Source organism: Coprococcus sp. RTP31081st1_H1_RTP31081_211007 (genome assembly GCF_040227275.1).
Lineage (GTDB): Bacteria > Bacillota > Clostridia > Lachnospirales > Lachnospiraceae > Coprococcus > Coprococcus aceti.
Window position 1 is genome coordinate 391,880 of the sequence record NZ_JBEHVP010000002.1, and the last position, 26,050, is coordinate 417,929.

Genomic DNA, 26,050 nt, shown 5'->3' on the forward strand with positions numbered 1-26,050 from the left:
GTTTATCCTTTCACAGCTCCGGCTGAAATTCCCTCGATGATATTCTTCTGAAGTATGATGAATATGATCACGATAGGGATGATGCAGAGAAGTACTGCAGGGAAGATGAGCTCCCAAGGATTTCCGTACTGTCCTGACAGACTCTTTGCATAATATAAGCTCAGCGTGAGCGTCTTTTTGTCGTTATTTCCTATTACGAGGAATGGAAGAAGGTAATCGTTCCATATCCACACTGCATTTGTGATGACAACTGTCATGGTCGTCGGCTTTAAGAGCGGCATGACCACATATCTGTATATCTGGAATATATTTGCTCCATCGAGCATGGCTGCCTCCTCAAGTGACAGCGGGATACTCTTGATGAATCCTCTGTACAGCAGAACCGACATACTGATTCCAAAGCCTCCGTACATGAGGATCAGACCCGGTGTGTTCTTGAGTCCCAGCTTGTCCATCAGTGATACCAACGGGTACATAACTGACTGGAAAGGTATGAGCATGGCTGCTGTGTATGCGATGAATAGTATATTTGCCACCTTGGAATCTGTTCTGGCAATTGCCCATGCGGCAAATGAAGATATGACCACGATAAGTGCCACAGCCGCAACTGTTATGAGTACTGTCTGAAGCAGGCTGCTGCCGAGATTTATCTGCTCAGCTGCATTCTTCAGATAGTCCAGATTCCAAGACTTCGGGAGAGCTATTGGAGATGCTACTATCTCCTGCTGTCCCTTGAATGAATTGACGATCAGGAACCATATCGGGAATATGGTCACGATTGCCAATACAGCGAGTATAACCACTATGATTGCTCTTTTGATCTTGCCTTTTACTCCCATTATGATTCAATCTCCTTTCTCTTAGTGATCATTACCTGAGCTATAGATATAACTGCAATGATAACGAAGAATATAACTGCCTGTGCCTGCGCCTCTCCGTATGCCGGAGGAGAGCTCTCTCTTACTGTTTTCAGTATCATGTAGGATATCATGGTCGTTCCGAAATTGCCCTCTGTCAGTGAAACGTTGAGGTCAAGCATCTTGAAGCTGTTTGCCAGTGACATGAAGAGCACTATCGTAAATGAAGGCATGAGAAGCGGAAGTGTGATCTTCCTGAAGCTTGTCCAGCCCGTAGCCCCATCTATTCTGGCAGCCTCATAAATATCCTCTGAAATATTGTTGAGTCCGTTGAGGTAGATTATCAGGTAATAACCTGCAACCTGCCACACACCAACGATCGCATATGCCAGAAGTGCTTTCCACTGATTCTGAAGCATGTTGTTGAGCACCTCTACGTGTACCACACCGTCTGTTCCGAACAGCGTCTGTGAAAATACATTTTCAAATATGAAACGCCATACATAACCCATGGCGAGCATTCCAAGTACATATGGAAGGAACAGTACCGTTCTGAAAAGTCCCTTGCCCTTGGTAAGCTTCTTGATCATGAGTGCCAGAAGAAGACTGACAACATTCTGTGCTATTACTGCGAGTACAGCATATATGGCCGTGTATCCAAGTGACTGAAGGAAATCCTTCGACTTGAATATGCTTGTATAATTCTTAAGTCCCACCAGTGCATTCCACCAGTGCTCCCCACCTACGAAGTAGGAACCTCTCCACTCGGTGAAGGAGTAGATCACACCCTCTATAAAAGGAACTATGATAACCAGCAGAAACAACACTATAGAAGGCAGAACCATAAACCAGAATTTTCTCTTGTAAAATCTTTTCATAGTTTTTCCTTTCCTACATTGAACACCAGCCATACAAAATTTGCCTTCGGCAAATGGCTGGCGCTACATGTCAGGTTTTCATAGAAAACCTGACACATCCCATTTAGCACCGATTACTCTTTGATGCTGTCCTTCCACTTTGTCAGTGCATCTTCCACACCTGTTCTTATAGTGTTCTCATCCCACTGATCAGGATTTGTAAACAACTGCTCCTGAATAGTTGCACCGATGGTGTTGAGTCCCCATGACTCAGGGAAAGCATCGAAGTCATTGCCCATCACAAGGTCATTGCTCATATAGTATACAAGTGAATTGCTGAGCGGATTCTCAAGCTTCTCGCTCTCGTCTGCGTTGAATGGGACAAATGCGAATTTGTTGGTGATGTAATCTTTTCCTGTATCTGATGTGTAGAGCCATACAAGGAAGTCCTCAGCGGCTTTCTGCTCCTCTTCTGAATCCTTCTTGTTGATAACGTAATACTGTGAAACAAACTCAGGGATTGAGCTGTTCATCTTATCAACTGTAACGCCCTCAGCTGAGATGTCACTCTGCTCAAGGTTGACCTTCATTGGGAGCATCGTAAGTCTTGATGCCTTGTCTGCATCCACACCTGCGATGGTTCCGTATACCCAGTTACCCTGCTTGATGAACATTGCCTTACCCTCGGCAAATGTCTGAACTGCCTGATCATATCCTGTCACTGTTGAGTTAATGTACTCTGATCCACGCTCTACCTTGCCGCTTGGTCCTGCTGTGTAGCTTGAAAGCATGTCGAGCTCCTGAACCATCTTTACAAGTGGCTCCTCAAGCTTATCAACATCTTCCTTTGTAGCTGCTGCCGTTGCATTGTAGTTAGGGAATACTGCATTCAGTGCGTAGTTTGTATAGTGGTTTGCATATGTCCACTTCTCTGCGCCTGCGATTGCAAATACCCCGTTCATGTTCTCTGTTGTGGCTGTCTTGTCCTTTGCCGTGGTGTATGCATTGCCTGAAAGTGTAACCTTCTCACCACCCTTGCCGTTTATGTAATCATCGATTGCCTTGATCATGCCTGTGAACTCTTCATAATTGGCACTTCTGTAATCAGCGACAAATGCGTCTGCGCTGTCAAGTCCAAATACATCACATATCATCTGCGTATCTGCGATAAGTCCGTAACCCTCTACGTTGTAAGGGATTCCGCAGCTTGCTCCGCTCTCATCTGCGAGCTGCATGCTCTCTGGAATTGAATCGTAGATTGACTTTAACTCCTCATTCTTTACTGATGTTGATGGAAGTACAAATCCGCCCTCGTTCCACTCTGTGAACTGTGCCTGATTTATCGCGTACAGTGTAGGATAGTTCTTGGAATTCATCTCAGATCTGAGTGTCTCCATGGTCTCCTGTGTACCACATGTGTAAACCTTAACCTTAACTCCTGTCTCTGTCTCATAATCCTTGCACAGATCCTGGATACTGTCTGCGATCTCGGACTTTGTGTTGTAAATATACAGATCGTAATCCTTCTTTGCTGAACCACATCCTGTCATGGATGCAAGTCCCAGCATCATAGCTGCTGAAAGTGCACATGCTACTAATTTCTTTGCTCTCATAACCTTTTCTCCTTTTCTTGCTTTGAATTTTCCCTCTTGTTAATTCTCGCTATCATTCATATTGTTCCGATAAAACACATTTCATAAGCGCTTAAATGAAACATGTTTCATTTGCATTAAGATTATCATATGAAACATGTTTCGTCAATAGGGAATTTATAGATTTTTGTATTTTGTGCTCTTAGCAAGTTTCTTATGTTTTGTACCCGCATAAAAAAGAAGTTCATGATTTTTGAGTGGCACCTCATTTTCTCTTCATGAACTTCTTTTCGTAATCATACTATAAAGTTGTATCGCCTTTTTCTACGCTCACCGGAAGTAGTATAAGATTTCCGTCTATATGTGTGTTTCTCTCTTTTGCGCTGTCGATCTGATCTGCGGTTGCACTTTCAACCTGTCCTTCGGCATCATCTTCCTCCCCCGGTCCGTCGATCATCTCCATAAGCTGGCGTACTGCCTCCTGGGCGATCTCCTTGTACGGCTGATGTATCGATGTGAGCCTTGTCGTGCTGGCGTTGGTTATGTACGTTCCGTCATATGCCACGATCGCCAGGTCATCAGGAATCTTTTTGCCTATGGCAAGTGCCGCCTTGAGGAATGCTATCGCTGGCATGTCTGCGGCAAATACACCGTCCACATCCGGGTACTCCTCCAGTATGCATTTTGCCATCTCAAAATATCCATGAAAATCAAAGTCGTTCCACTGTATTGGAACTCGTCTGGATTTTATCCCATTCTCGGCAAGGACTCTATCTAGTTCCTCATGGCACTCAAATGACATGATATTCTTATCCACCTTGATTCCTGATATGTGGATGACATATTTGCATCCACTGTTTATAAATTCCTGGGCAGCAAGCTGTCCGCCCATCTTGTGATCCGACACTACGACAGGAAATTTGCTGCCAACCTTATAATCCAGCATGACCATCGGCTTATCTATCTTCTGGTATTCCTTCGCCGTACATGCCGACGTTCCGCATATGATCCCATCCACGATGTTGGACTTTAACAGCTTAAAACATTCCTTCTCCCTCTGCTTGTCATCGGATGTGGAAAAAAGCATAAACTTGTATTTCTTCTCATAAAGTATCTTTTCTATCTCCGATGCCAGTGATGAGAACCATGGGTGCTGGATATTTGGAACCAACATCGCAATGGAGTTTGATCTGCCCTTGAACATGCCTCGCGCAAGCTCATTTGGAACATAATCCAGTTTCTTCATCGCATCTTCTATCTTCTTCTGAGTCTCAGGTTCAACATTTGCCGTGCCGTTGATAAGTCTCGACACCGTGCAGATGGCGACCCCCGCCTCCTTCGCAACGTCTCTTATACTTGCCATATATAAATATACTCTCCTTATGAATTTCAGACTGTAGTCCATGAAACTTGTTTCATAAGAAGAGTATACCATAATACTTTCCGTAATGTAAATTGTGTAATATGACGATAATCAGCTCAAAAGCTCCTCTATCATAGCTCCGTCAAATGTCACGCTCTGAACGTGATTTACCTCGATCTGGTAAAGCGCATGTGCAACTATGTGCTCTGCAGCCTGCTCTATATCTCTGATTCCGGTCACGCCGTCGCACTTCTTGATGACAGCATCCACGCCGTCTGGAAGGATGATGCACTCGCTCCCTTCAAGTCCGATGCGCTTGAGCACCTTCGGCAGAACAAATTTGTTGAATATCTCCTTCTTCTCATCCGGGGTGTAATCCGGTATGTCTATAACAGCAAATCTCGACATGATCGGCTTGCTGATGTTCTCCTTGTCATTTGCCGTTGCTATAGGATACACGCCATTTGTCGGGATCATGCACTCCATGTAGTTGTCGGTGAATCCCAGGTTATCCAGGAGTGTCAGCAGTACATCGGCAGGATTGCCGTTGCCCTTGCCGGAATTTGCCTTGTCCAGCTCGTTGATGATGAATACGAGGTTAGATTCTCCAGCCTGTGAAAATGCCTCCATGATGATTCCCGGCTTGGCATTGGAATATACTCTTGAACTTCCTGTAAGCTGTTCCGGATCGTTGATGGAACTCATGTCAAGGGTCGTCCATGGAAGTCTGAGTATTCTCGCAACCGCATAGGCTATCTGTGACTTTCCTGTTCCGGCAGGTCCGCAGAGCAAAAGTCCGTATGCAGGAAGTGTATGTGTACGGTTGATCTGGATGATTGTCTCGATGATCCTCTGCTTTACCTTCTCCATTCCGTAGAGTTCCTCGTCCAGTATCCTTCTGGCCTCTTCCGGATCTATCGCCTCAAAGTAATTGCTCTTCCATCTGATGTTCATCGCCATGGAAAGTGCTCTCTGGGCGTGGCGTCTCTCCTCCGGTGATACCTCGCTGGATCTCGCAACCGCAAGATTTCTTCTCGCCCACAGTCTTATATTGTCAGGGAGCGTTCTTCCGGCACAGTGCATGAAATCAATGATACTCTGCATGCTTGTGAGTTTCATGTCGTCGCCAAGTGCCTCCTCCTCTTCTTCCTCCTCGGATTTCTCCTCTTCTGAAGGGGCATCACTTGCAAGAAGTCGCTCTATCATGAACTGGAGGAATCCGTCATTTGCCGACAGCTTTGCCCCGCCGCCGAACTCGGTCTCCCTTATCTTATATACTGCATAGCCTTCCGGTCTGTTCTCTCCTGACAGACGGACGTTGATATGATTTTCGCCGAGCCATTTGAGAAGGCTTACAAATCTCGCATCTATCTTCAATATGTCGGCAGACTGAACTCCGTCCACCTCGTCAAATTCAAATGCTGTCCTTTTGATCGGATTTGTGAACTTTCCGCCGGAGTGGTGCGCCCACTTCCTGGTCGAGTTCTCCAGGAGCATTATCGGTTTCTCTGCTGTGGCTGTTCTTTCCGATGACTGAAATGTCTCATATGTAACTATGTTCTTATTCTTGTTGTCACTTCCGCTGAAATCAAATACTGGCATATTTTCCTCCCTGTTTAACGATGTTTTATTGCAAGTTTAATCATGCCTTGCAATTATAAAACATCATATTTAATGTTCGTCAAACACCCGCATCCATCTTTCCCGTTTAAGCCTTGTGGTGAACAGGATTCCTCTGAAACAGAGCTCCACGCACATGGCGATCCATACACCGTAGAGACCGACTCTAGGTGCAAGTATGGCTGCAAGCGGTATCCGCACACACCACATACTTGCAAAGTTCATGCAGCTAGGAACCAAAGTGTCCCCGGCTCCCCTGAGTGCTCCCGATGCAACTATGGATGCGGCATAAAATGGTTCGGCAAATGCCTCTATCCTCAGCACTGCCGCCCCAAGATTTCTTATCTCTTCGTTCGGTGTCAGCACACCTATCATGGACGGAGCTGCTATGTACATAAGGACTCCGCCAATGGTCATAACCGACACACCTAATCCCATTGTAATCCATGCCATTCTTCTGGACAACTGTTTTTGTCCTGCTCCCACGCATTGTCCCACAAGTGTGGTTGATGCCGCCTGTACTCCGTACCCCGGCATGTAACAGAAGCTCTCCGCAGTAACCGCAAATGAGTTGGCTGCGATGGCTATCGTTCCAAGCGGTGACACGATCTTTGTGGACATGACATACGCTGAGCACATGACCATCTGCTCAAGACCCACAGGTGCTCCAATCTTCACCGCCTTGGCAAGGGTATCCCTGTGAAATCTTAAACGTTCTCCCTTTCTTAAATGGAGTGTCCTGTTCTTCCAAAGAAGTGCAGTGACCATGATGGCACAGGTAACTGCTTCAGCAGTGATGGTTCCAAGTGCCGCCCCAGCAACGCCAAGTCCAAGTCCCGGCATGGTAAATGTCAGTCCATTCATCGAGGTTTCAGACTGCACAAGTGTTGACAAATGGGAACCAAAGGCTCCTGCCTGAACCGTTCCTGCCATCTGAGAACCAGCCAGCCTTACGCTGGATAAAAACGGAATACTTAAATTTACAATTCTTGTCGGAAATATAAAGAACAAATTAAAAATCACATCCATCACACAGCACATGACATTAAGTATACCTGGGAGTCTCATATTTCCGGAGCTCTGGTGCATACCGCCCGCTATGCTGTTCATCTGCAGAGCAGGAAGTCCCAGCATATACACAAGGAAATACTGGCTTGCCATCTTCTGTATAGCAGCTTCACCGCCGAGCCAGCTCGGAAGCGGTGTGCTTATCACTGCTGCAATGAGTGCGAGTATGACGCTTATGCACAGGGCTATTATGAGTCCCTGTTTCATGATATTTCTGGCAGATTTATCCTCACCGGCCCCCACAGCCTGGGCTATCTGCACAGTAAATCCTGTAGTCACCGCAATGCATAGCCCGCCAAACAGCCATGTCGTGGACGAAACAAGTCCGATGGCTCCCGATGCATTTGCACCAAGACGCCCCACCATGGATGCATCGATGTACTGCATGACAATGGACGAGATCTGGGCAAGGATCGCCGGGATGCTGAGCCTGACCGTAAGTCCTATCTGCTGGGATGCGGTCATCGACTTTCCAGATATCATGTCCTTCAGCAAGTTTTCACTGCTACTCATCTATATCTCCTTTTTTAGCCGCATTGTCTATGTTTACCATCTCTGCGTTCATTTTTCTGAATGCCGTGGTTCCCTCGGCAAGTCTCTTCATGCCCTCTTCCACGATCGACCTTGGACATGCGATGTTAAGTCTGATAAATGCCTTTCCGTTCTTACCATATGAAAGTCCCGGCGACATATAGAGTCCGGTGTTCTTCCTGATAAATGCTGAAAGCTGTTTTGCGTTGTCAGTTATCTTACTGCAGTCAAGCCAGAGAAGGTATGTTGCCTCCGAGTACACCACCTTCATGTCAGGGATATTCTCAGATACAAATTTTCTCACATACTGCTTGTTCTCATACAGATACTGCCTGAGACTGTCCAGCCACTCGCCGCCATTTGTAAATGCTGCTATCGCCGCATCCACCGCAAATGCATTTGGCTCGGCTACTTCATCTGTGTTCAGACCTCTCCACATCTTGTGTCTCAGGAATTTATCCGGAACCACAATTGCTGCGGTCTGTATTCCAGCTATGTTGAAGGTCTTTGTCGGCGCAATACAGGTCACGCTTATATCCCTGCATGTGTCAGATGCCGTGGCAAATGGCACATACTCCTTTCCAGGATCGGTGAGATCGCAGTGTATCTCATCCGAGATGACCGTCACACCATACTTTGCGCATAGCTCTCCCACATGGGCAAGTGTCTCCTTATCCCAGATTTTTCCCGCAGGATTCTGCGGATTGCAGAGTATCATGAGGCTGGTCTGTGGATCTGCAAGCTTTGCCTCAAGATCCTCAAAGTCCATGGCATATCCCTCGCCGTCATATTTCAGAGGGCTTTCCAATATATTTCGCCCATTGTTGTATATAGAATTAAAGAAAATATTGTAGACAGGGGTCTGCACTACAACATTCTCTGCGGGTGTGGTGAGCTTTCTCACCGCCGTTGATATGGCTGGGATGACTCCGGAGCAGAACACCAGCCAATCCCTATCTATCGCAAATCCGTGTCTGTTGCCCCACCAGTTCACGTAGGCATCTGCCCACTCGTCCGGGATGATGGAATATCCGAATATTCCGTGCTCCACCCGGGCTGCCAGTGCCTCCCTGATGCATGGAGCCGTCTGAAAGTCCATGTCTGCCACCCACATTGGCAGTTCGTTTTCCGGCACGTCCCACTTCAGGGAGCCTGTGCCGCGTCTGTCTATAACCTTGTCAAAATCAAACTTCATGTTTGTCCCTCCACTTCATGGAGAGATTCCGCGGCTGCTGTGGCAAACGGCTGGCACATATAGAGTGCTCCATCACGTTCGTCTTCCCTCGCCTTGCTTTGCTTCTATCTGCACTGCGCTCTGCAAGCGATAAGGGCGTTGCTTGCGCCGCTCCGGCAAGAAGCAGCAATGCTCAGTCGACTTCACTACCGATTGAGCACTCTATATGTGCCAACTCGTTTCACCACAGCAGCCGCGGAATCTCATTTACGTTATGATATGCCACCATGTATTTATCATCATTCTACGTAAAAATTATTATATTTCTCTTATTTATATTATCATATGCTGTCACACGTAGGGGTGATGTTTTGCCGTGAATCCCTGTGCTTTAATTTAGTCCTGTACTATTATTTTTGTCTTTGACGGATCTACTTTGTCTTTTTCTATTATCAGGTTGTCAATGTGCTGGGCTTTGATGGTTCCTGATGTTGGGTTCATGACACTGTCTATCTTGCTGCAGATATCGGCATCCACTGTTGAATATTCAAATGCAAGTGTTGTGTTGATGAGCTTGCAGTTCTTCATCACAAGGTTGTCGATGTAGCACATGCCCTGAAGGCTCTCGATGGTGCAGTTCACCAGGGTGAGGTTCTTTGCGTTCCAGCCAAGATACTCGCCCGATATGAATGAATCATATACGGTCACGTTCTCGGTATTCCAGAATGCATCCTTTGAAAGCAGATTGGAGTTTCTTATCTCTACATTCCTGCATCCGTCAAATGAATAGTTGCCGTCAAGCTTCAGGTCGTCTATCTTCATATTATTGCTGTTCATGGCAAAATAGTCGCCCTTTGCTGTCACGTGGTTCATTGTCACGTCATCGCAACTCCACAGTGTCTCCTCCGCATTGGTGAATGTCACATCCGTAAGCTCCAGCCCTTTACATCTGCGGAAGTTCTTTGGCGCCTGGATGAGTGCACGCCTCACCGCGATATTATCAGTGTACCAGACTCCGGCTCTCGCCATCTCAAACCAGTGGCAATCCTCCGCAACAATGTTCTTGCTGTACCACAGCGGATACTTCCATTTGAACATGCTGCCGTACAGATTTATGCCGCAGCTCTCCTTAAGCGGAGACTCGCCGTCGTCAAATATCGTATCATATATATCGAGATTTTTTCCCATGAAAAGAGCTCTCTCACCTGTCAGAAACTCCTGTCTTATGATTTTCTTTTCTTCTTTCTTATCCATCTCGTTCATCTTCCTTTTGTATATTCTCTATTATATTATTGGTCTATTATCACCATGTTATCACTTCTGGCAAATGCGAATATGACTGAGCTTATGACCACCATGAGTGGCAGTGCATACAGTAATATATTTATTACCTGAAATTTGCTATATTAACAGACTTATCCTCTTAAATTAAGGGATTCTCAACCAGTCTTCTTTATATTATAATCTACACATACAAGTCCGGCATGTAAATAGGGATCTCATGTCTGACATTTGGGGGAAACAACAATTTCAGGGGGTACATTATGATTTTAACATCGGGGGATTCTATCAGTATTTTTTTCAGACTATTACCTTATACGACTTACATTATTCCAATAGCATCATTCATCATAGCTGTGGTCATCGGCCTTTCCATACGGGGTAAGGCATGCCGTATCGAGCGGGACTATACCAGAACATCCGCCGATATCACATCTGTCAGAAGATTCAGTAAAAGAACCCATATCAACTATGAATACCGCGACCAGTCCGGAGTATTGCACAATGGTTTTCTTTCCGTCCGCGGTATAACAAATTACAACTCCATGTCGTCCATCGCAATATATTACAACCCGAATAATCCATCCGTATCTTATACGGAAAGAACTATGAACAGTGACAAAAATGCACCATTCATCTATGGTGGTGCGGTTCTGCTTGGAACTCTGGTATTTTTATGGAGAAGGCGCTGATTTCTCAGCGTCCTTTTTTATTACCTCCTGATGAGATCCTTTGCCACCTCACCGGCTATTATAAGCCCTGCGACTGATGGCACAAATGCCACGCTGCCCGGGATGTCTCTGCGCTCTGTACATTTGTGTTCTGCACCCGGAGGACAAATGCAGTTGTTTCTGCAGCTTATCGCCATATCTTCGATCGGCCTTGTCGGAATCTCTTCCGAGTATACGACCTTGAGTTTCTTGACGCCCCTCTTCTTCAGCTCTCTTCTCATGACCTTCGCAAGCGGACACACCTTTGTCTTGTATATATCTGCAACCTTGAACTGGCTTCCGTCAAGCTTGTTTCCCGCACCCATGCTGCTGATGATCGGGATATTCTTCTCCTTGCACTTCATGACAAGAGCGATCTTGGCTGTCACGGTGTCCACCGCGTCGACTACGTAGTCGTAGCTGTCCCAAGGGAAGTCATCCGCATTTTCCGGAAGGAAGAAACATTTGTGTACCTCAACCTCCACATTTGGATTGATGTCAAGCATCCTGTCCCTCATAACATCGGTCTTATACTTTCCAACTGTGCTCCTTGTCGCTATGATCTGTCTGTTGAGATTTGTCAGACACACCTTGTCGTCATCTATCAGGTCAAATGCTCCGACACCGCTCCTGACCAGTGCCTCGCATACATAACCGCCAACTCCGCCTATTCCAAATACCGCTACCTTAGAGCCTGCCAGCTTGTCCATGGCTTCCTTGCCAAATAGCAGCTCCGTTCTCGAAAACTGTGTTAACATCTCTTATTCTCCTAATATGATATATATCCCACTACAACTATATACAAAATAAGTTTTTTTTCAACTGAAATCTTATTGCCCCTCCGGGGACGGAGGTACCTGTCCCCTCCGTCCCTGATTTATATTGAGTACATGTATCCGATCCGGTCACTGTACTCCCGAGTGAGATCGGCGATGGTTTTGTTGTCAAGGACATTGTTGATGGCAGATTCAAGGTCATCCCACACCTCTCCAATGACATCGTTCATGACCATGTTGGTGTCGCCATCCTCATCAACCCTGTTATCTATCGGTGATATCCTGCCCTCTATCGCCCTTAGCACCATCCCAACCGTGATCTCCTCCGCCGGCATGTTCAGACGGTAACCACCCCTCGGTCCTCTCACGCTTCTTAAATATCCTGCCTTTAGCAGAGAAGATGTAACCTGCTCAAGATATTTGTCAGACAATCCACATCTTCTGGCTACAGCTTTGACAGTAACCGTGCTGCCGCTATTTATAGATATATCTACCATGAGTCTCAGTGCATATTGTCCCTTTGATGATATTAACATTTTTCTGCCTCCTGTTCATTGTTATATTTTGCCTATAGAATTACTATGAATTAGTTTTATTTTTTTTGGCAGGGAGAAAACAGGTATGCATTTACATTCCATGCTTTATCTCCATGCCAATTGCTTCCCAATTATTCTATTTATTTTTTTGAGTATGTTTCTATATCGTTAATCATATATGCCGATCAGCTGTTTCAGTTGTCCTTATTTTTTAACCCATTCAGGTATTCCTCAACATAATGGATAACTGCTGCACCATCTCCAACTGCTGTCGCCACCTGGCGCACTGCCTTGGTCCTCACATCTCCCGCGGCAAATATTCCCGGTGTGCTGGTCTGTCCGGTCTCGCCCGCTGCAACATAACCAGCGTCATCAAGCTCCACAACGTCACCGAGGAAGTCTGTGATAGGGCTTGTTCCTATGGCAATGAATACACCGGCTACCGGAAGCGTAAAATCGCGATTGGCCTGTCCGCCCACTGTTTTTGGTGTATTCACAGCAACCTTGAGATTCAGCTTGCCCGGCGTTCCGCCTATCTCTGTCACCTGTGCAAATGAATGAAATTCTATATTCTCTGTTTCAAGCACACGCGCTCCAAGTATTTTCTCGCCTCTGAACTCATCTCTTCTGTGGATCAGATGCACCTTACTGCACATCTTTGACAGATACAGGGCATCCTCAAGAGCTATATTGCCACCGCCCACAACTGCAACTTCTTTGTTCCTAAAGAACGCTCCGTCACATGTGGCACAGTATGAAACTCCCGCACCTGTGAATTCTTCTTCTCCAGGAACGCCAAGTTTTCTGTGCTTTGCGCCTGTGGCTATCAGAATCGCCTTTGTCTCTATGCTGCTGCCATCCTCCAGGCTGACCTTTTTGTGATCGCCGTGATCCTCGATGGCTGTCACCTCTCTGTCATCAAACTCCACGCCCAATGTATCTGCGTGTTCTTTGAACTTCATACCCATGTCAAAGCCGCTTATGCCCGGCAGTCCGAGGTAATTGTCCACCTGCTCTGTATTCACGATCTGCCCGCCGGAGAATGCTTCCTTCTCCAGTACCACCACGTCCATCATCGCCCTCTTGGCGTAGACTGCGGCGGACAGACCCGCAGGGCCGCTGCCCACAATAACCAAATCTCTCATATTTCCTCCTTGTTTTTCAAAGGGCCGTCTTTATGTGTTCGTGGTGCTCCCGGCTACGCACGACTCTGTCACCTTGTCTTAGCTCCTGACTACATTCGCTCCCGCCCCCTATAAGGGCAGGGGGGCTCCCGCTCAGCAAGGAGCGACAAGCTTCCGTCGTCTATGTGCTACCCGCCTGGGAGCATCACGAACACATAAAGACTTACACTTTGAAAACCGTTACTTTTATTGTGTTTTTCAAAACTACTTTTTAATACTTGTCTTATTATTCTTGCAATATAAAAATTTAAAGATACTTCTAATGAGACGTCGTCTGGCTTATTTAAGTCCCTTTAATTCTCTTTATATGCCTTTATTAATTCACAGGTTTTGGATACGTCTTCCTTGCTGTGTGCGTAGGACACGAACATTGCCTCGAACTGTGATGGTGCAAGGTAGATTCCGTTGTCCAGCATGTATGAGAAATACTTTGCATACCTTGCGGTGTCGCTGGATATTGACGTGTCCATATCCACTACTTCCTGATCTGTGAAGAATACGCTCATCAGTGAGCCTATCTGGTTGACATGAACTGTGCCGCCAAATGTGCTTCTGACTGTGTCGGCTATCTGCCTTGTGCTCTTTTCTATCGCCGGATATATTGTATCCTTTTCCTTCTGGAGTATGCGGAGCGTTGTGAGTCCGGCTGTCATGGCTATCGGATTGCCCGACAGAGTTCCCGCCTGGTATACTCCGCCAAGTGGTGTCACCATGCTCATGACATCGCGGCGTCCGCCGTATGCTCCCACCGGCATTCCGCCTCCGACTATCTTGCCAAGTGTTGTGAGATCAGGCTTTACCCCGAAGTATTCCTGGGCACCGCCAAGGCTGAGTCTGAAACCTGTGATGACCTCATCAAATATAAGAAGTGCGCCGTACTCATTTGTTATGTCCCTGAGGAACTGAAGGAATCCATCATGCGGTGGGACAACTCCCATATTTGCGGCAACCGGCTCGACCACGATTGCGGCAATGTCTTTGCCCTCCGCCTCAAATAACTTCTTTACGCTGTCCTCGTTGTTATACTCTGCTATGAGTGTATGCTGTGTATACGACTTTGGAACTCCCAGGCTGTCCGGAACTGACTGTGTGAGTGCCGCCGAGCCTGCCTTGACCAGAAGTCCATCACTGTGTCCGTGATAGCAGCCGCGGAACTTTACAATCTTGTCTCTGCCTGTAAATCCCCTCGCCACTCTGAGGGCACTCATCACCGCCTCTGTTCCCGAGTTGACCATTCGTGTCAGCTCCATTGACGGCATGAGCTCATTTATCAGCTCTGCGATCTCGAGCTCTTTCCTTGTCGGTGCGCCGAATGTAAGTCCGTCATCACAAGCCGCCTTCACCGCATCTATGACTCTGTCATCGGCATGCCCCAGAATTCCCGGGCCCCAGGAACAAACATAATCCACGTAGGAATTGCCATCCTCGTCAAATATATGTGAACCTTTTGCTTTCTTCATAAATACAGGTGTCCGTCCCACCGAGCCAAATGCCCTGACCGGTGAATTGACGCCGCCCGGAATTACCTTCTGTGATTTTTCAAATAGATCCTGTGAATTTGTCATTGCCATTCTTCTTTCTATAATTTATCGTCCTGTGTGACTTTTTTCTTTGTTTCCTTTTGTTTTTCGTAAAGCTATGTTATTTTAACCGTTTAGATACAATATTGTATCTTTTTCTATTTTATATTCCAAATAGATAAAAACGTCTCGTTATACATAGCAACTATTGTCCTACTCAGCTCTATCTTCTTTTAAGTGTTGATGTCGCATTCTCCTCATCTTTGGAAACGCCTCTCTCTCCTCCGTCGAGTGGGGCAGATCGTCGGAATCATTCCGAAATATGACTCCGTCATATTGATTCCGACTCAAGCCAGTGTGCCACGTCTATGGCGTGATAGGTTATGATGATCCCTGCTCCGGCACGTTTCATGGCTGTCATGTTTTCCATAACGATCCTCTTCTCGTCTATCCAGCCATTTGCCGCAGCTGCCTTGACCATGGAGTACTCGCCGCTGACATTGTACACCGCTATCGGATAGTCCGTGTGGTTTCTCACATCCTTGACTACATCCAGATAAGCAAGTGCCGGCTTGACCATGATTATGTCTGCTCCCTCGGCGATATCCGCCTCGCACTCTCTCAGAGCCTCCCTGCCATTTGCGGGATCCATCTGGTATGTCCTTCTGTCTCCAAACTGTGGTGCAGAATGTGCCGCATCGCGAAATGGTGCATAGTAACCAGATGCAAATTTCGCACTGTAACCCATGATCAGTACATCCGTCAGCCCGTTGTCGTCAAGTGCCTTTCTGATGTATGCGGTGTGTCCATCCATCATATCCGACGGAGCCACCATGTCTGCGCCAGCCTTTGCAAGTGATACAGCCATCTTGCCCAGATATGGAAGAGTCTCATCGTTGAGTATCTTGCCGTCATGGATAATTCCGCAGTGACCGTGTGATGTGTACTCGCACAGACAAATGTCCGCTATGACTATCATATCCGGATACAGCTCTTTTATCCTCCTGACTGCTTTCTGCATGATTCCCTGATCGTCGTACGCGCTGCTACCCACCTCATCCTTGTGAGCCGGTATGCCGAACAGGAGAACCGCGCTGATTCCGGCGTCCGCCACTCTGCGAAGCTCCTCCTCAAATGTGTCGAGTGAATACTGGTATATTCCCGGCATGGAGTCTACCGGATTCTTGATCCCTGTGCCCTCCGCCACAAACATCGGATATACAAGATCCTCCTTGTTAACCCTGTTCTCTCTAACCATATTTCTGATGGCCTCGCTTCCGCGAAGTCTTCTGAGTCTTATCATGTTACTGCCTCTTTTCTCTAAAATAATAATCACCGATGGCTGATATAAGGTGCTCGATATCACCAACCTCTGGAACTATATCCGCATGATAACCAGCCTTCTCCAAAGCCTTCTCGGTCACATTTCCAAGTGCCGCTATGCGGATATTCTTCATTATATCATGTATTTTAAAACTGCCGTCTGTATTGTCCGTATGATCCCCACATGAATCTATATCATTCAACAAATGAGCCACACCGCAGTTTTTTTTCTCTGCATCAAGAACATCTAGAAATCCTCTGACACCTGACGCGCTGACAAATGTGATCACATCCAGATCCTTCAGATACTGTATGCTCTCCATCCTGCGTCCAACCACATCATAAACTGGGATCTCCTCATATACCACACCGCCCTGATCAAGTATGTCAAGCATTGTCTCGCTGCCCTGAACGGCTCTCGGAAGGAGAAGTTTCTCTCCGTCATTCATCACATTTGCAAGTCCCATAGCAAGAGCACTTGTGGTGTACTCGTCCGGCACATAATCCGCTATATATCCCTCAACCTTAAGTGCGTCCCTTGTTCCGGCGCCGACCACCGCAAGTTTCAGATGGGCCAGTTTTCTGACATCTATATTCCATTCTCTGAGCCATTTGAAAAACAAGGTTATGGTGTTCTGACTGGTAAATGCCAGCCAGCTGTAATCTTCTATATGTTCCAGAGCCACTCGCAGCCTGTTCTTCTCCTCTGTCTGCTCCACACTCATATCCACTATGCTGTAGGACTGACCGCCAAGTGCATCTATTGCAACTCTCATCTTCTCGCGAAGCTTTGGCGTTCCAATAAGTCCAACGTGGACATTCTGAAGCGGTCCTCTGTTTGGTGCTGTAAAATCCAACGCTGCATTTTCACCCACAACTATGATCGCAGGAGATTCAAGCTTTGCCTCGTTCACCTTGTCCGCAATTGTCTGTATATCGCCGCGGACTATCCTCTGTCCAGGCATGGTTCCCTTGGAAATGACCGTGACCGGAGTATGTTCCTCCGCCCCAGTCTGAACAAGTCTCTCCATGATCTGTGGCAGTCTGTTCAGCCCCATCAGGAACACGCTTGTCCCTTCCTGATTTCTGATGTAGTCGTAGTCATCTAAACCACCTTCATCAGATCTGTGTATGTCTGCCCGCTTGTGTCCTGTTATCACGTGAAAGCTTCTGCTCGTTCCGCGGTGGGTCACCGGTATGCCGCACACCTCCGGAACCGCCACGGCGGACGTTATTCCCGGTATCACCTGAAATGGGATCCCCGCTTCTAAAAGTGCGGTCACTTCCTCGCCGCCTCTTCCAAATACAAATGGATCGCCGCCTTTGAGGCGCACCACCATGTTGCCTTTGCGGCCTTCCTCAACAAGTATCTCGTTTATCTCAGGCTGCTTCTTGTAGTGGCTGCCCGCCTGTTTGCCGACGTATATCCTGCGGCAGTCCGGCTTCACCATCTCCAGAAGCTGGTAGGTGCCAAGCCTGTCATATATGATTGTATCGCATTGTTTTATGAATTCCAGGCCCTTCACCGTGATTAGTCCCGGATCGCCGGGGCCTGCGCCTATCAAATATACCATTTTTTTGCTCTCCATTCGCCGTGTGAGTTGGATGGGTGTCTCTCGGCTACGCACAGCTCAGTCACCTTGTCTTGCTCCTATTTGCACTCACTCCCGCCTCCGATAAGGGCGTTTGAGGCTCCCGTTCGGCAAGGAGCGACAAGCTTCCATCGCTTATGTGCTACCCGCCGTAGAGACACCCATCCAACTCACACGGCTTACGCATCGAAAAAATTTACTTCTTTACTTTTCTTTTATCTTCAATACATACTACTTCAAAACAATCTACATTTTATGTTTTTATTTATCTTTTAAATATACTGTTGCAAAACAACTTACTCTACTTTATTAAATTCTCTACCAGCTGTTCCCATTCTGCGGTGTTTCCTTCTACCGTCTTTCTGTGTATCTGGATTTCTTCATCTTTCTCTTTGTCCGATGAAGCCGCATCTGCTTTCATCAGGCTTAGCTTCATGTGGTCGCCATGAAGTTCTGAGTACACGCCTATCGGTTCGTGACAACCGGCGTTCAGGCGATTCAGAACTGCGCGCTCGCATGTGAGCTGTGCGTATGCCTCTGTGTCATTTATCGCTCTGACCATATCGTATACCTCGCCAGAGGTTCGTGTCTCTATGGCTATGATTCCCTGACATGCTGCCGGAAGCATGGACTCTGTGCTGATGTATCTGAATGTAAGTTCGTCCTTGTGCACTTCAAAGCATTCTGTGCTGTCATTGCCTTTGTCTTCAATAACTCCCAGTCGCTCAAGACCTGCCGCCGCAAGAATGATAGCATCATACTCGCCATCCTCAAGCTTCTGTATGCGGGTGCCGACATTTCCTCTCAGGTTCTTGCACACCGCATTTGGATACATGTCTCTTATCTGGTACTGTCTTCTCAGGCTGCTGGTTCCCACCACGAAACTGTCATTTCTGCCAAATGACCTGCCACTCTTATATATAAAAACGTCCTGCGGACATGCCCTCGGAAGTGTGCCCGCTATCGTAAGACCTTCCATGATCTCCATCGGCATATCCTTGGCACTGTGTACCGCTATGTCTATGTCACCTTTAAGTATAGCTTCCTCGAACTCCTCGACAAATACCGCTTTGCCTCCGAATTCCAGAAGCGCTCTGCTGGTGTCCCGATCCCCCCGGGTACTCATTGTAATCATCTGAAAATCAACCTGGGAAAATCTCTCATTGAGTGCCTTTATCACCAATTCAGTCTGAGCAAGAGCAAGCTTGCTGCCGCGGGTTCCAACTTTTACTGTTTTTTTCTGTCCTCCGCTTTCGCAATCCAAATCGTCACTATTGAATCCATCTGCCATGTCATTCTCCGCAAATTTACGAATATTCGGTTTATTTTTACCATGTCCATTCTCAACTCTCATCTAACAGACTCCTAACCATTTGCTGAAACGCTTTCTTTCGCTCTTCCTCGCCGTCTATCTGTGCTTTGATCTGCTCGCGGAGCTCACCCATACGCTCTGCTATATCGCCATAACTCCTACCTAAATGGCTCTCTATATTTCTCTTGATCGTGCCCGCAAGCACTGGACTCTGTCCACCGGTGGAAACGCTTATAACAACCTCTTTATCCTTTATGATCGCTGGAAAATAAAATCCGCAATCTGCCTTCACATCAACCACATTTACAAGTATTCGCTGCTGCCTGCAAAGCTCCGCCATTTCGTGGTTGACCTTCTCATCGTCCGTCGCCATTATGACGACAAATGCACCGTCAATATCCTGCGGCTGCACGCACCTTTTTACAAGTGTTAGGCATCCAGAATAATCTGCAAAATTCTCTACAGAACCACGATCATCGCTTGTCGCTGCACAGTATTTGTCTGGCGTATTCACCTGCTCCGCCAGTTCTAAAAGCTCCGGGCAGAACTCCGGTGACACCACCGTGACCACCGCGCCAAATTCCAGCATGCTGCACACCTTTCTGTATGCAACAGTTCCGCCTCCTGCGATCAGGCATCTCTCATTATTCAATTCTATCATAAATGGAAAATACGACATCACTACCTCTAATTTCTATTATTTAGTCTCTATTAAAAAGCACAAAAAGTTGTTCCAATTATCTGACATAACCATCATCAGCCGATGATACTGCATAACCTCAGGCAAACAAGCAATATTCAGTTCTCACATCCGGCAGTCACAATACTGTCCAGCATTTTCTCAAATGCCTCATACTCAAGCTGTCCTTTGAGTTTATATACCATCTTTGCACCATCTATAGTCTTAAGCTTCGCCATCACGTCCCTGTGCTCCCTGTTGAACCTCGAAAATGCTATGTTCTTCATAATCTCGTCAACCTGTGATATGAGCCACGGCTCCATCTCTGTGATTGTTTTTGCCCTGCTTTCATTGTTCTCTCTGGAGAGTGTTCTGATATAGTCTATGTCACGCAGCACACATCCGTCCACATCTGAGACCGCAGGATCAATGTCCTTTGGCATTGCCAAATCAAGGAGCAATCTCCGCTTCGGCTGCATTTTCACAGCCTCCGCCAGCTCATCCCTGACAAATGTATAATGCGGGCTTGCTGTCGCACTGATGATGACATCCGCCCAGGCTGCCAGCTCATATCTTCTGCTGTAGTCCTCTATCCTGATCTGCTGATGTCTGTCAAATATGCTATCTGCACTATGGTGACTTCTGCTTGTGCCTGTTATCTCTATATCTGGCGCAAGATCTGCAATATCCTTGACAACTATGCTGCCTATCTTGCCTGTGGCTCCTACGACTAGGATATGCCCGGTATTTGCCTTTTCAGCATCCACACTCTCAACTTGACTGCTGCTTACCACATCACTTCGAACATCTCTGCACGTGTTTTCAATGCCGCCATTTCTTGTAAAATTCACTGCCTCCCGTGCTGACAAGGTTCCGACGGATACCGGAAGTCTCGTAGTGTCACTCTCCGTCGCCACCGCCTTTGCCGCCGCAAGTGCTCCCTGAAATGCTATATTCAGCTCGCCGTCACAGGCTCCAAGCTTCTTTGCCACAAGATATGCGCTCTTCACCTGATGTATGATCTCCACCTCGCCGAGCACCATGGAATCCATACCACACGCCACTCTGCACAGATGTAACATACACTGGAATCCCTCATAATTCATGCTATATCTTCTTATGAGGCTGACAGGGACATCCCTATCATTAGCCAGAAGCATTTCTACCTGTTCAAGCAGGCCACCTCGCCCACCGGAAGCTTCACCGCTGCTCATTTTCCCTGTTATAGCAGACCCACATGGCTCACATTTATCCGTAAAGTATATTTCCATCCTGTTGCAGGTCGACAACACGACACATCCACCCACCGCAGCCTTTAGCCGCTCGGTGAACTGTCTCTGTCCTTTTGTCGAAAATGCAAAGCTCTCCCTGACATCGGCCGGTGTATTCTTATGATTTATACTTATGCAAAACATATCTTCAGTAACTCCAAATGAAAATTTATGACAAGCCCACGTAAAGAACAAGGGCGGGTATCAAAGCCCGCCCTGTTCTTTCAAATGCCTGCTATCTATCATGATTCTATAACAAGCTCCTCTATCGTCACATTCTTTTCCTCATCTATGTTGAAGGCTTTGAGTACCGGATTGTCTATCTCCATGAGGGAGAGGATCAGATAATTCACCTTGGAATCATATGCAAGCCTCTTATCCTCCTCCGAAGGTCTGGATGGAGACTCTGGATGGGAATGGAAGTTGCCAAGAAGCTCGTATCCATTTGCACGCATATCCTTAACTGCCGCAAGCTGCTCTCTCGGGTCCATGGAAAAATGCTCGTTGCTGGCGTCAATATTTGTCAGGAGATACACCTTCCTGATGTACTTCTTGTCTCCCTCTCTGACACCGCCGATCAGACCACAGGACTCATTTGGAAGGCCTTCCTTGCAGTGTGCAAGTATCTTCTCGTAATCAGACTTTGTCATGTACAACATCTTACTTCATATCCTCCTTATTATCAACTGTAACAGGATCTGTGCTTGAGGATGCATTGTTTGTTGTATGCCCGCCCCCGACTGACAATACCATATCCGGGGTCGCTCTCGCTTAACTTGGTCTGCAGCGGTACTAAGGTGCTGCTTAAAGCACCACCTAAGTACCGGCGACCGCGTATTCCCCTGATATGGTATATGTCATCAGGGGCGACATAATAACAACCGTACAGGCATTCCTCAAGCACAGATACCTGCCTTGATCTTCTACTTACCATCACACTCTACCTGCTCGTAGTCGATGAGCTTGGTGATGGTTGGATTTGGTCCACATACAGCACATCCACAGCCCTTCTTGTGAGGGAGCTTTACTGTGTGGAATTCCATCTTAAGTGCGTCAAATGTAAGGAGTCTTCCTGTCAGAAGATCGCCAACTCCAATGAGATACTTAATTGCCTCCATAGCCTGAAGACTTCCGATAACACCGCCCATTGCTCCGATGACTCCGGCCTGCTTACATGTAGGAACCGCATCCTTTGGAGGTGGATCCTTGAATACACATCTGTAACATGGTCCCTCATCTGGAACATATGTCATAAGCTGACCCTTGAATCTGATGATTCCTGCATGTGAAAATGGCTTCTTAGCCATAACACAGGCATCGTTGATAAGGAATTTTGCAGGGAAGTTGTCTGTTCCATCGATGATGAAATCATAGTCCTTGATGAGATCCATGATGTTCTCTGATGTCACGAACTCTCTGTATGTGATCACATTTACATCAGGGTTCATGGCGTTCATGGTCTCCTTTGCGGATTTGACCTTTGCCTTGCCCACATCTGCTGTTCCGTGAATGATCTGCCTCTGAAGATTTGACAGATCTACCTCATCGGCATCAACGATACCGATCGTACCAACTCCGGCTGCTGCCAGGTACATAGCGGCTGGTGCTCCAAGTCCACCTGCGCCTATGATCAGCACCTTGCCATTTAACAATTTCTTCTGTCCCTTCACGCCAACTTCCTGAAGGATGATGTGACGTGAGTAACGTTCCATCTGTTCGTTTGTGAATGCCATTAGAAGCTGCCACCTCCCATGAAGTAGAGGAACTCTACTGTATCGCCGTCCTTGAGCTCTGTTGTTGCAAATGCATCTGAGTCAACAAACTCATCATTGACTGTTACTGTGACATAGTCCGGATTCTCAACGTTCTCTGACACGATAATCTGAGCTATTGTTGTCTTCTCTGCTATCTCTTTCTTCTTTCCTGCTATTGTGACTGTCATTTTTCTTTCCTCCTGACGATTCATTTGCCTGTCCGGCGTTGCCGGACTGACATAAAATGTGATTATATACTTTATAATTTTAATTATATAGTTTCATTCTTCTGTACACCGGAAGTAATTGACTACAGTCAAATACTCCATTGTGTCACTTTACCAACGAATTTCTACAATAATTTGCCAACTTCCTCCTCCAGCGCATTTCTCTTCACAAGGCCACGGATGCGGGAAACCTCCTCGCCTCCCTTGAAGAAGAGTATAGTTGGTGACGCCATGACTGCGTACTTCTCAGCAAGCTCTGCGTCGAAGTTTACATTTACCTTGTATACATTTACCTTGTCCTCGTAGTCATCCTCGATGCCACCAAGGATAGGTGAGAGCTGCTTGCATGGTATGCAGCTGTCCGAATAGAATTCCACGATGGCCGGGAGCTCCGACTGAAGAACCTTCGCATCGAAATCCTCTGCACTGACTCTTACTGCCATTCATTTTCTCCTTTCCTGATCAATCCTCCAATTTTTTAACTATAAGATCATAAGTGCCATTCTCGTTGTCGATGAGCTTCAGGATCTGCTGTCCTTCCTCCTTGAAGCTTCTTGGTACGTTCTGTACAGGCTCGCCGTCGTTCATGGTAACCGCAAGCACCTGTCCTATCTCAAGCTCCTCCATGGCTACCTTCGCCTTGACAAATGTCATCGGGCACACCACATCAGTTATATCTACTCTGTCATTGATTTCATAATCAGCCATTGTAAGCCTCCTTTAATACTTCTTTGAATTTGTCTAAGCCCACGCGCTCCAGGGTGAACTGGAAACGCTCGCTTGGCTTTGCATTGTCTGCAAAGAACTGTATTGCTGCATCTGTGATACGGAAAAGCTGCTCCTCAGATGTAACAACCGGAAGTAACTCCTCGCCGCGGTGGATCGTGTTACCAAATAATCCTCCGAATGAGACAAGGTATCCTGTCTCGCCCTTCCATGCATCTGTAGGACATGCCTTTGCGCATCGACCGCAATAGTTACATTTGTCTGTGTCGAGGATGATCTTGCCGTCCTCCATGGTGATCGCGCCCTCACGGCACGCCTTGACGCACACGCCACACATGATGCATGATGGCTCATCCCACTCTACTACCATTGCGCCCTTGATTCCCACATCGTTCTCCTCTGCCTTCAGACAGTTGTTCTGGCATCCTGTGACACCGAACTTGAACTTGTGGGGAAGCTCCCTTGCGTAATATCTCGCATCAAGCTTCTTTGCTATATCATAAGTGTCTATATTGCCGCTCGGACAGATCTGATTTCCCTGGCACGCTGTGACTGTTCTTACTCTTGGGCCACACACACCCGGCTTACAGCCTCCCTTTGCCAGTTCTTCCTTTACCTCTTCCACATCGTCAAGCTTAACAAATGGGATCTCGACGCTCTGTCTCGATGTGAGATGTACATGTCCATCTCCGTATTTCTCGGCAACCTCTGCTATCTTCTTGAGATTCTCTGCGGTAAGATTTCCTCCCACCACCTGAAGTCTCAGAGAAAAGTTATTCTTCTGTTTCTGTCTCATGAATCCGCCCTTTTTCAGAGCTGCGTAATCTACTGCCATATGTAGTTCCTCCAAATCATTTGTGTATTAGTCGGCAAGGGCTTTCTGGAAATCTTCTATGAGATCCTCCACATCCTCGATTCCGACACTAATACGAATCATATCATCATATACGTTGGCGTCAAGCTTCTCCTGCTCTGTGCTGTGCGCATTCAGTGTTGATTCAGGATGCACGATGAGCGTCTTTGTGTCTCCTATGTTCGACACTATCTGCGGTATTGTGAGCTTGTTCATCACCGCAAATGCCTTCTCCTTGCTGCCGACTCTGATGGTGATTATGGCACCATAACCACCGTGGAGCTGTTCATTTGCGATATCATACCAAGGACTGGATTCAAGTCCCGGATAGTTGACCTTTACACCCTCCTGACTTTCCAGAAACTGAGCAAGGGCAAGTGCATTGTGTGAGCATCGCTCCATTCGAAGCCCCAATGTCTCCATGCCCAGCATATTGTAAAATGCCGTCTGCGGAGCTATGCAGGCTCCTGTATTTCTAAAAAGTCCGTTTCTGAGCTTTGCTATGTAGGCGAACTTTCCGAACATCTTGTACTGCTGCAGAAGCGGATAACGCTCTGCGTCCCATTTGAAATTGCCGCTGTCAGTGATAACTCCGCTTATGGCATCGCTGTTGCCATTGATGTACTTGGATGTGGAATTGATGACTATGTCCGCTCCAAGTGTAAGCGGTGTGACCAGATATGCAGTTGCCACTGTATTGTCTATTAGGAGCGGAAGCCTGTGTGAATGTGCCAGCTCCGAAAGCGCCTTTATATCCACCACATCAAGCTTCGGATTGCCGATGGTCTCAGCAAATATCACTCTGGTGTTCTCATTTATCGCTGCCTCGACCGCATCCTTATCCGATATCTCCACAAATGTCGTCTTGATCCCAAATGCCTCCAGATCGTGGAACAGATCTATCGTTCCCCCGTAGAGTCCTGTGCTGGACACTATCTCTCCGCCAGCTCCTACTATATTTAAGAGTGCATTTGTGAGTGCCGCCATTCCAGAAGAACACGCTACCGAACCCACTCCCTTTTCAAGATTCGTCATCCGCTCCTCAAATGCAGCTATCGTCGGGTTGTTGATCCTTGTGTAAGAATACCCCGTCGCCTTGTTGTGGAAGAGCTTCTCATGCTGCTCCGCCGAAGGCTGATAGAATGCACTGGATTGATAGATCGGTGTAAGTGTGGCGCCTGTATTCTCATCACCAAGCTTTGCGCTGTGTAATAATGCTGTATTAAATCTCATGATTTTCTATG

Annotated in this window: 25 protein-coding genes; 1 reads left to right on the plus strand and 24 read right to left on the minus strand. The window is 47.0% G+C overall.

Annotated elements, in window-relative coordinates; genetic code table 11:
* Nucleotides 1–2: 2 nt before the first annotated feature.
* From ABUA31_RS05885 to ABUA31_RS05920, 8 genes are all read right to left on the minus strand, one after another.
* Entirely contained in the window at nt 3–839 is an 837-nt protein-coding gene (locus ABUA31_RS05885; RefSeq protein WP_173795885.1) for a carbohydrate ABC transporter permease, read from the minus strand.
* Nucleotides 839–1,735: a carbohydrate ABC transporter permease gene (locus ABUA31_RS05890; protein WP_044998090.1), complete on the minus strand. Its 897-nt coding sequence runs from the start codon at nt 1,733–1,735 to the stop codon at nt 839–841. Before ABUA31_RS05890 ends, ABUA31_RS05885 begins: the two co-directional genes overlap by 1 nt.
* A gap of 113 nt (nt 1,736–1,848) precedes the next feature.
* Nucleotides 1,849–3,327 carry an extracellular solute-binding protein gene (locus ABUA31_RS05895; protein ID WP_173795886.1) on the minus strand — a complete coding sequence of 493 codons (1,479 nt, stop codon included), beginning with the start codon at nt 3,325–3,327 and terminating at the stop codon, nt 1,849–1,851.
* 280 nt (nt 3,328–3,607) lie between these two features.
* A complete protein-coding gene (locus ABUA31_RS05900) occupies nt 3,608–4,669 on the minus strand; it encodes a LacI family DNA-binding transcriptional regulator (protein ID WP_173795887.1) in 1,062 nt (353 codons plus the stop codon).
* Nucleotides 4,670–4,780: 111 nt separating this feature from the next.
* Nucleotides 4,781–6,271: an AAA family ATPase gene (locus tag ABUA31_RS05905; protein ID WP_118016848.1), complete on the minus strand. Its 1,491-nt coding sequence runs from the start codon at nt 6,269–6,271 to the stop codon at nt 4,781–4,783.
* 69 nt (nt 6,272–6,340) lie between these two features.
* Nucleotides 6,341–7,870, minus strand: coding sequence for an MATE family efflux transporter (locus tag ABUA31_RS05910; protein ID WP_015534744.1), 1,530 nt, complete (start codon nt 7,868–7,870; stop codon nt 6,341–6,343).
* Nucleotides 7,863–9,083, minus strand: coding sequence for a MalY/PatB family protein (locus ABUA31_RS05915; protein ID WP_055280287.1), 1,221 nt, complete (start codon nt 9,081–9,083; stop codon nt 7,863–7,865). The genes ABUA31_RS05910 and ABUA31_RS05915 overlap by 8 nt, the downstream gene beginning before the upstream one ends.
* 375 nt (nt 9,084–9,458) lie before the next feature.
* Nucleotides 9,459–10,316 carry a DUF3737 family protein gene (locus ABUA31_RS05920; RefSeq protein WP_349818883.1) on the minus strand — a complete coding sequence of 286 codons (858 nt, stop codon included), beginning with the start codon at nt 10,314–10,316 and terminating at the stop codon, nt 9,459–9,461.
* A 290-nt stretch (nt 10,317–10,606) separates the two neighbouring features.
* Between ABUA31_RS05920 and ABUA31_RS05925 the strand changes: the two genes are divergently transcribed.
* Nucleotides 10,607–11,035 carry a DUF3592 domain-containing protein gene (locus tag ABUA31_RS05925; RefSeq protein WP_015534741.1) on the plus strand — a complete coding sequence of 143 codons (429 nt, stop codon included), beginning with the start codon at nt 10,607–10,609 and terminating at the stop codon, nt 11,033–11,035.
* A gap of 20 nt (nt 11,036–11,055) precedes the next feature.
* Here the strand turns inward: ABUA31_RS05925 and ABUA31_RS05930 are convergent, their stop codons facing one another.
* The 16 genes from ABUA31_RS05930 to ABUA31_RS06005 all read right to left on the minus strand — a co-directional run bounded on the left by ABUA31_RS05930 (nt 11,056) and on the right by ABUA31_RS06005 (nt 26,039).
* A complete protein-coding gene (locus ABUA31_RS05930; protein ID WP_004851697.1) occupies nt 11,056–11,811 on the minus strand; it encodes a tRNA threonylcarbamoyladenosine dehydratase in 756 nt (251 codons plus the stop codon).
* A 119-nt stretch (nt 11,812–11,930) separates the two neighbouring features.
* The gene (locus tag ABUA31_RS05935) at nt 11,931–12,365 is read right to left on the minus strand and encodes an RrF2 family transcriptional regulator (protein ID WP_015534740.1); all 435 of its coding nucleotides are present in this window, start codon (nt 12,363–12,365) and stop codon (nt 11,931–11,933) included.
* Nucleotides 12,366–12,559: 194 nt separating this feature from the next.
* The gene (locus ABUA31_RS05940; protein WP_349818884.1) at nt 12,560–13,510 is read right to left on the minus strand and encodes an NAD(P)/FAD-dependent oxidoreductase; all 951 of its coding nucleotides are present in this window, start codon (nt 13,508–13,510) and stop codon (nt 12,560–12,562) included.
* A 332-nt stretch (nt 13,511–13,842) separates the two neighbouring features.
* The gene (hemL, locus tag ABUA31_RS05945; RefSeq protein ID WP_349818885.1) at nt 13,843–15,120 is read right to left on the minus strand and encodes a glutamate-1-semialdehyde 2,1-aminomutase; all 1,278 of its coding nucleotides are present in this window, start codon (nt 15,118–15,120) and stop codon (nt 13,843–13,845) included.
* 280 nt (nt 15,121–15,400) lie between these two features.
* Nucleotides 15,401–16,372, minus strand: coding sequence for a porphobilinogen synthase (hemB, locus tag ABUA31_RS05950; RefSeq protein WP_044998093.1), 972 nt, complete (start codon nt 16,370–16,372; stop codon nt 15,401–15,403).
* 1 nt (nt 16,373) lies between these two features.
* Entirely contained in the window at nt 16,374–17,966 is a 1,593-nt protein-coding gene (gene cobA / locus ABUA31_RS05955; RefSeq protein ID WP_055280284.1) for a uroporphyrinogen-III C-methyltransferase, read from the minus strand.
* A gap of 319 nt (nt 17,967–18,285) precedes the next feature.
* Nucleotides 18,286–19,338 (minus strand): hydroxymethylbilane synthase, encoded by a 1,053-nt coding sequence (hemC, locus tag ABUA31_RS05960; RefSeq protein WP_349818886.1) that lies wholly within the window; start codon nt 19,336–19,338, stop codon nt 18,286–18,288.
* On the minus strand, nt 19,328–19,975 hold the full coding sequence (locus ABUA31_RS05965; protein WP_238050660.1) for a precorrin-2 dehydrogenase/sirohydrochlorin ferrochelatase family protein: 648 nt from the start codon (nt 19,973–19,975) through the stop codon (nt 19,328–19,330). The genes hemC and ABUA31_RS05965 overlap by 11 nt, the downstream gene beginning before the upstream one ends.
* 119 nt (nt 19,976–20,094) lie before the next feature.
* The gene (locus tag ABUA31_RS05970) at nt 20,095–21,390 is read right to left on the minus strand and encodes a glutamyl-tRNA reductase (RefSeq protein ID WP_349818887.1); all 1,296 of its coding nucleotides are present in this window, start codon (nt 21,388–21,390) and stop codon (nt 20,095–20,097) included.
* Nucleotides 21,391–21,488: 98 nt separating this feature from the next.
* Complete coding sequence (locus ABUA31_RS05975) at nt 21,489–21,905, minus strand: M67 family metallopeptidase (RefSeq protein ID WP_004851714.1); 417 nt, start codon at nt 21,903–21,905, stop codon at nt 21,489–21,491.
* A gap of 264 nt (nt 21,906–22,169) precedes the next feature.
* Nucleotides 22,170–22,979 (minus strand): thiazole biosynthesis adenylyltransferase ThiF, encoded by an 810-nt coding sequence (thiF, locus tag ABUA31_RS05980; RefSeq protein ID WP_004851717.1) that lies wholly within the window; start codon nt 22,977–22,979, stop codon nt 22,170–22,172.
* Nucleotides 22,979–23,188, minus strand: coding sequence for a sulfur carrier protein ThiS (thiS, locus tag ABUA31_RS05985; protein WP_015534732.1), 210 nt, complete (start codon nt 23,186–23,188; stop codon nt 22,979–22,981). Before thiS ends, thiF begins: the two co-directional genes overlap by 1 nt.
* A gap of 164 nt (nt 23,189–23,352) precedes the next feature.
* Nucleotides 23,353–23,670, minus strand: a complete 318-nt coding sequence (locus tag ABUA31_RS05990) for a thioredoxin family protein (protein ID WP_022217143.1) — start codon at nt 23,668–23,670, stop codon at nt 23,353–23,355.
* A 19-nt stretch (nt 23,671–23,689) separates the two neighbouring features.
* Nucleotides 23,690–23,935, minus strand: a complete 246-nt coding sequence (locus ABUA31_RS05995; RefSeq protein WP_015534730.1) for a sulfurtransferase TusA family protein — start codon at nt 23,933–23,935, stop codon at nt 23,690–23,692.
* Nucleotides 23,928–24,788 carry a ferredoxin-like domain-containing protein gene (locus ABUA31_RS06000; protein ID WP_055280280.1) on the minus strand — a complete coding sequence of 287 codons (861 nt, stop codon included), beginning with the start codon at nt 24,786–24,788 and terminating at the stop codon, nt 23,928–23,930. Before ABUA31_RS06000 ends, ABUA31_RS05995 begins: the two co-directional genes overlap by 8 nt.
* A 27-nt stretch (nt 24,789–24,815) precedes the next feature.
* Complete coding sequence (locus tag ABUA31_RS06005; RefSeq protein WP_349818888.1) at nt 24,816–26,039, minus strand: O-acetylhomoserine aminocarboxypropyltransferase/cysteine synthase family protein; 1,224 nt, start codon at nt 26,037–26,039, stop codon at nt 24,816–24,818.
* Nucleotides 26,040–26,050: the final 11 nt, after the last annotated feature.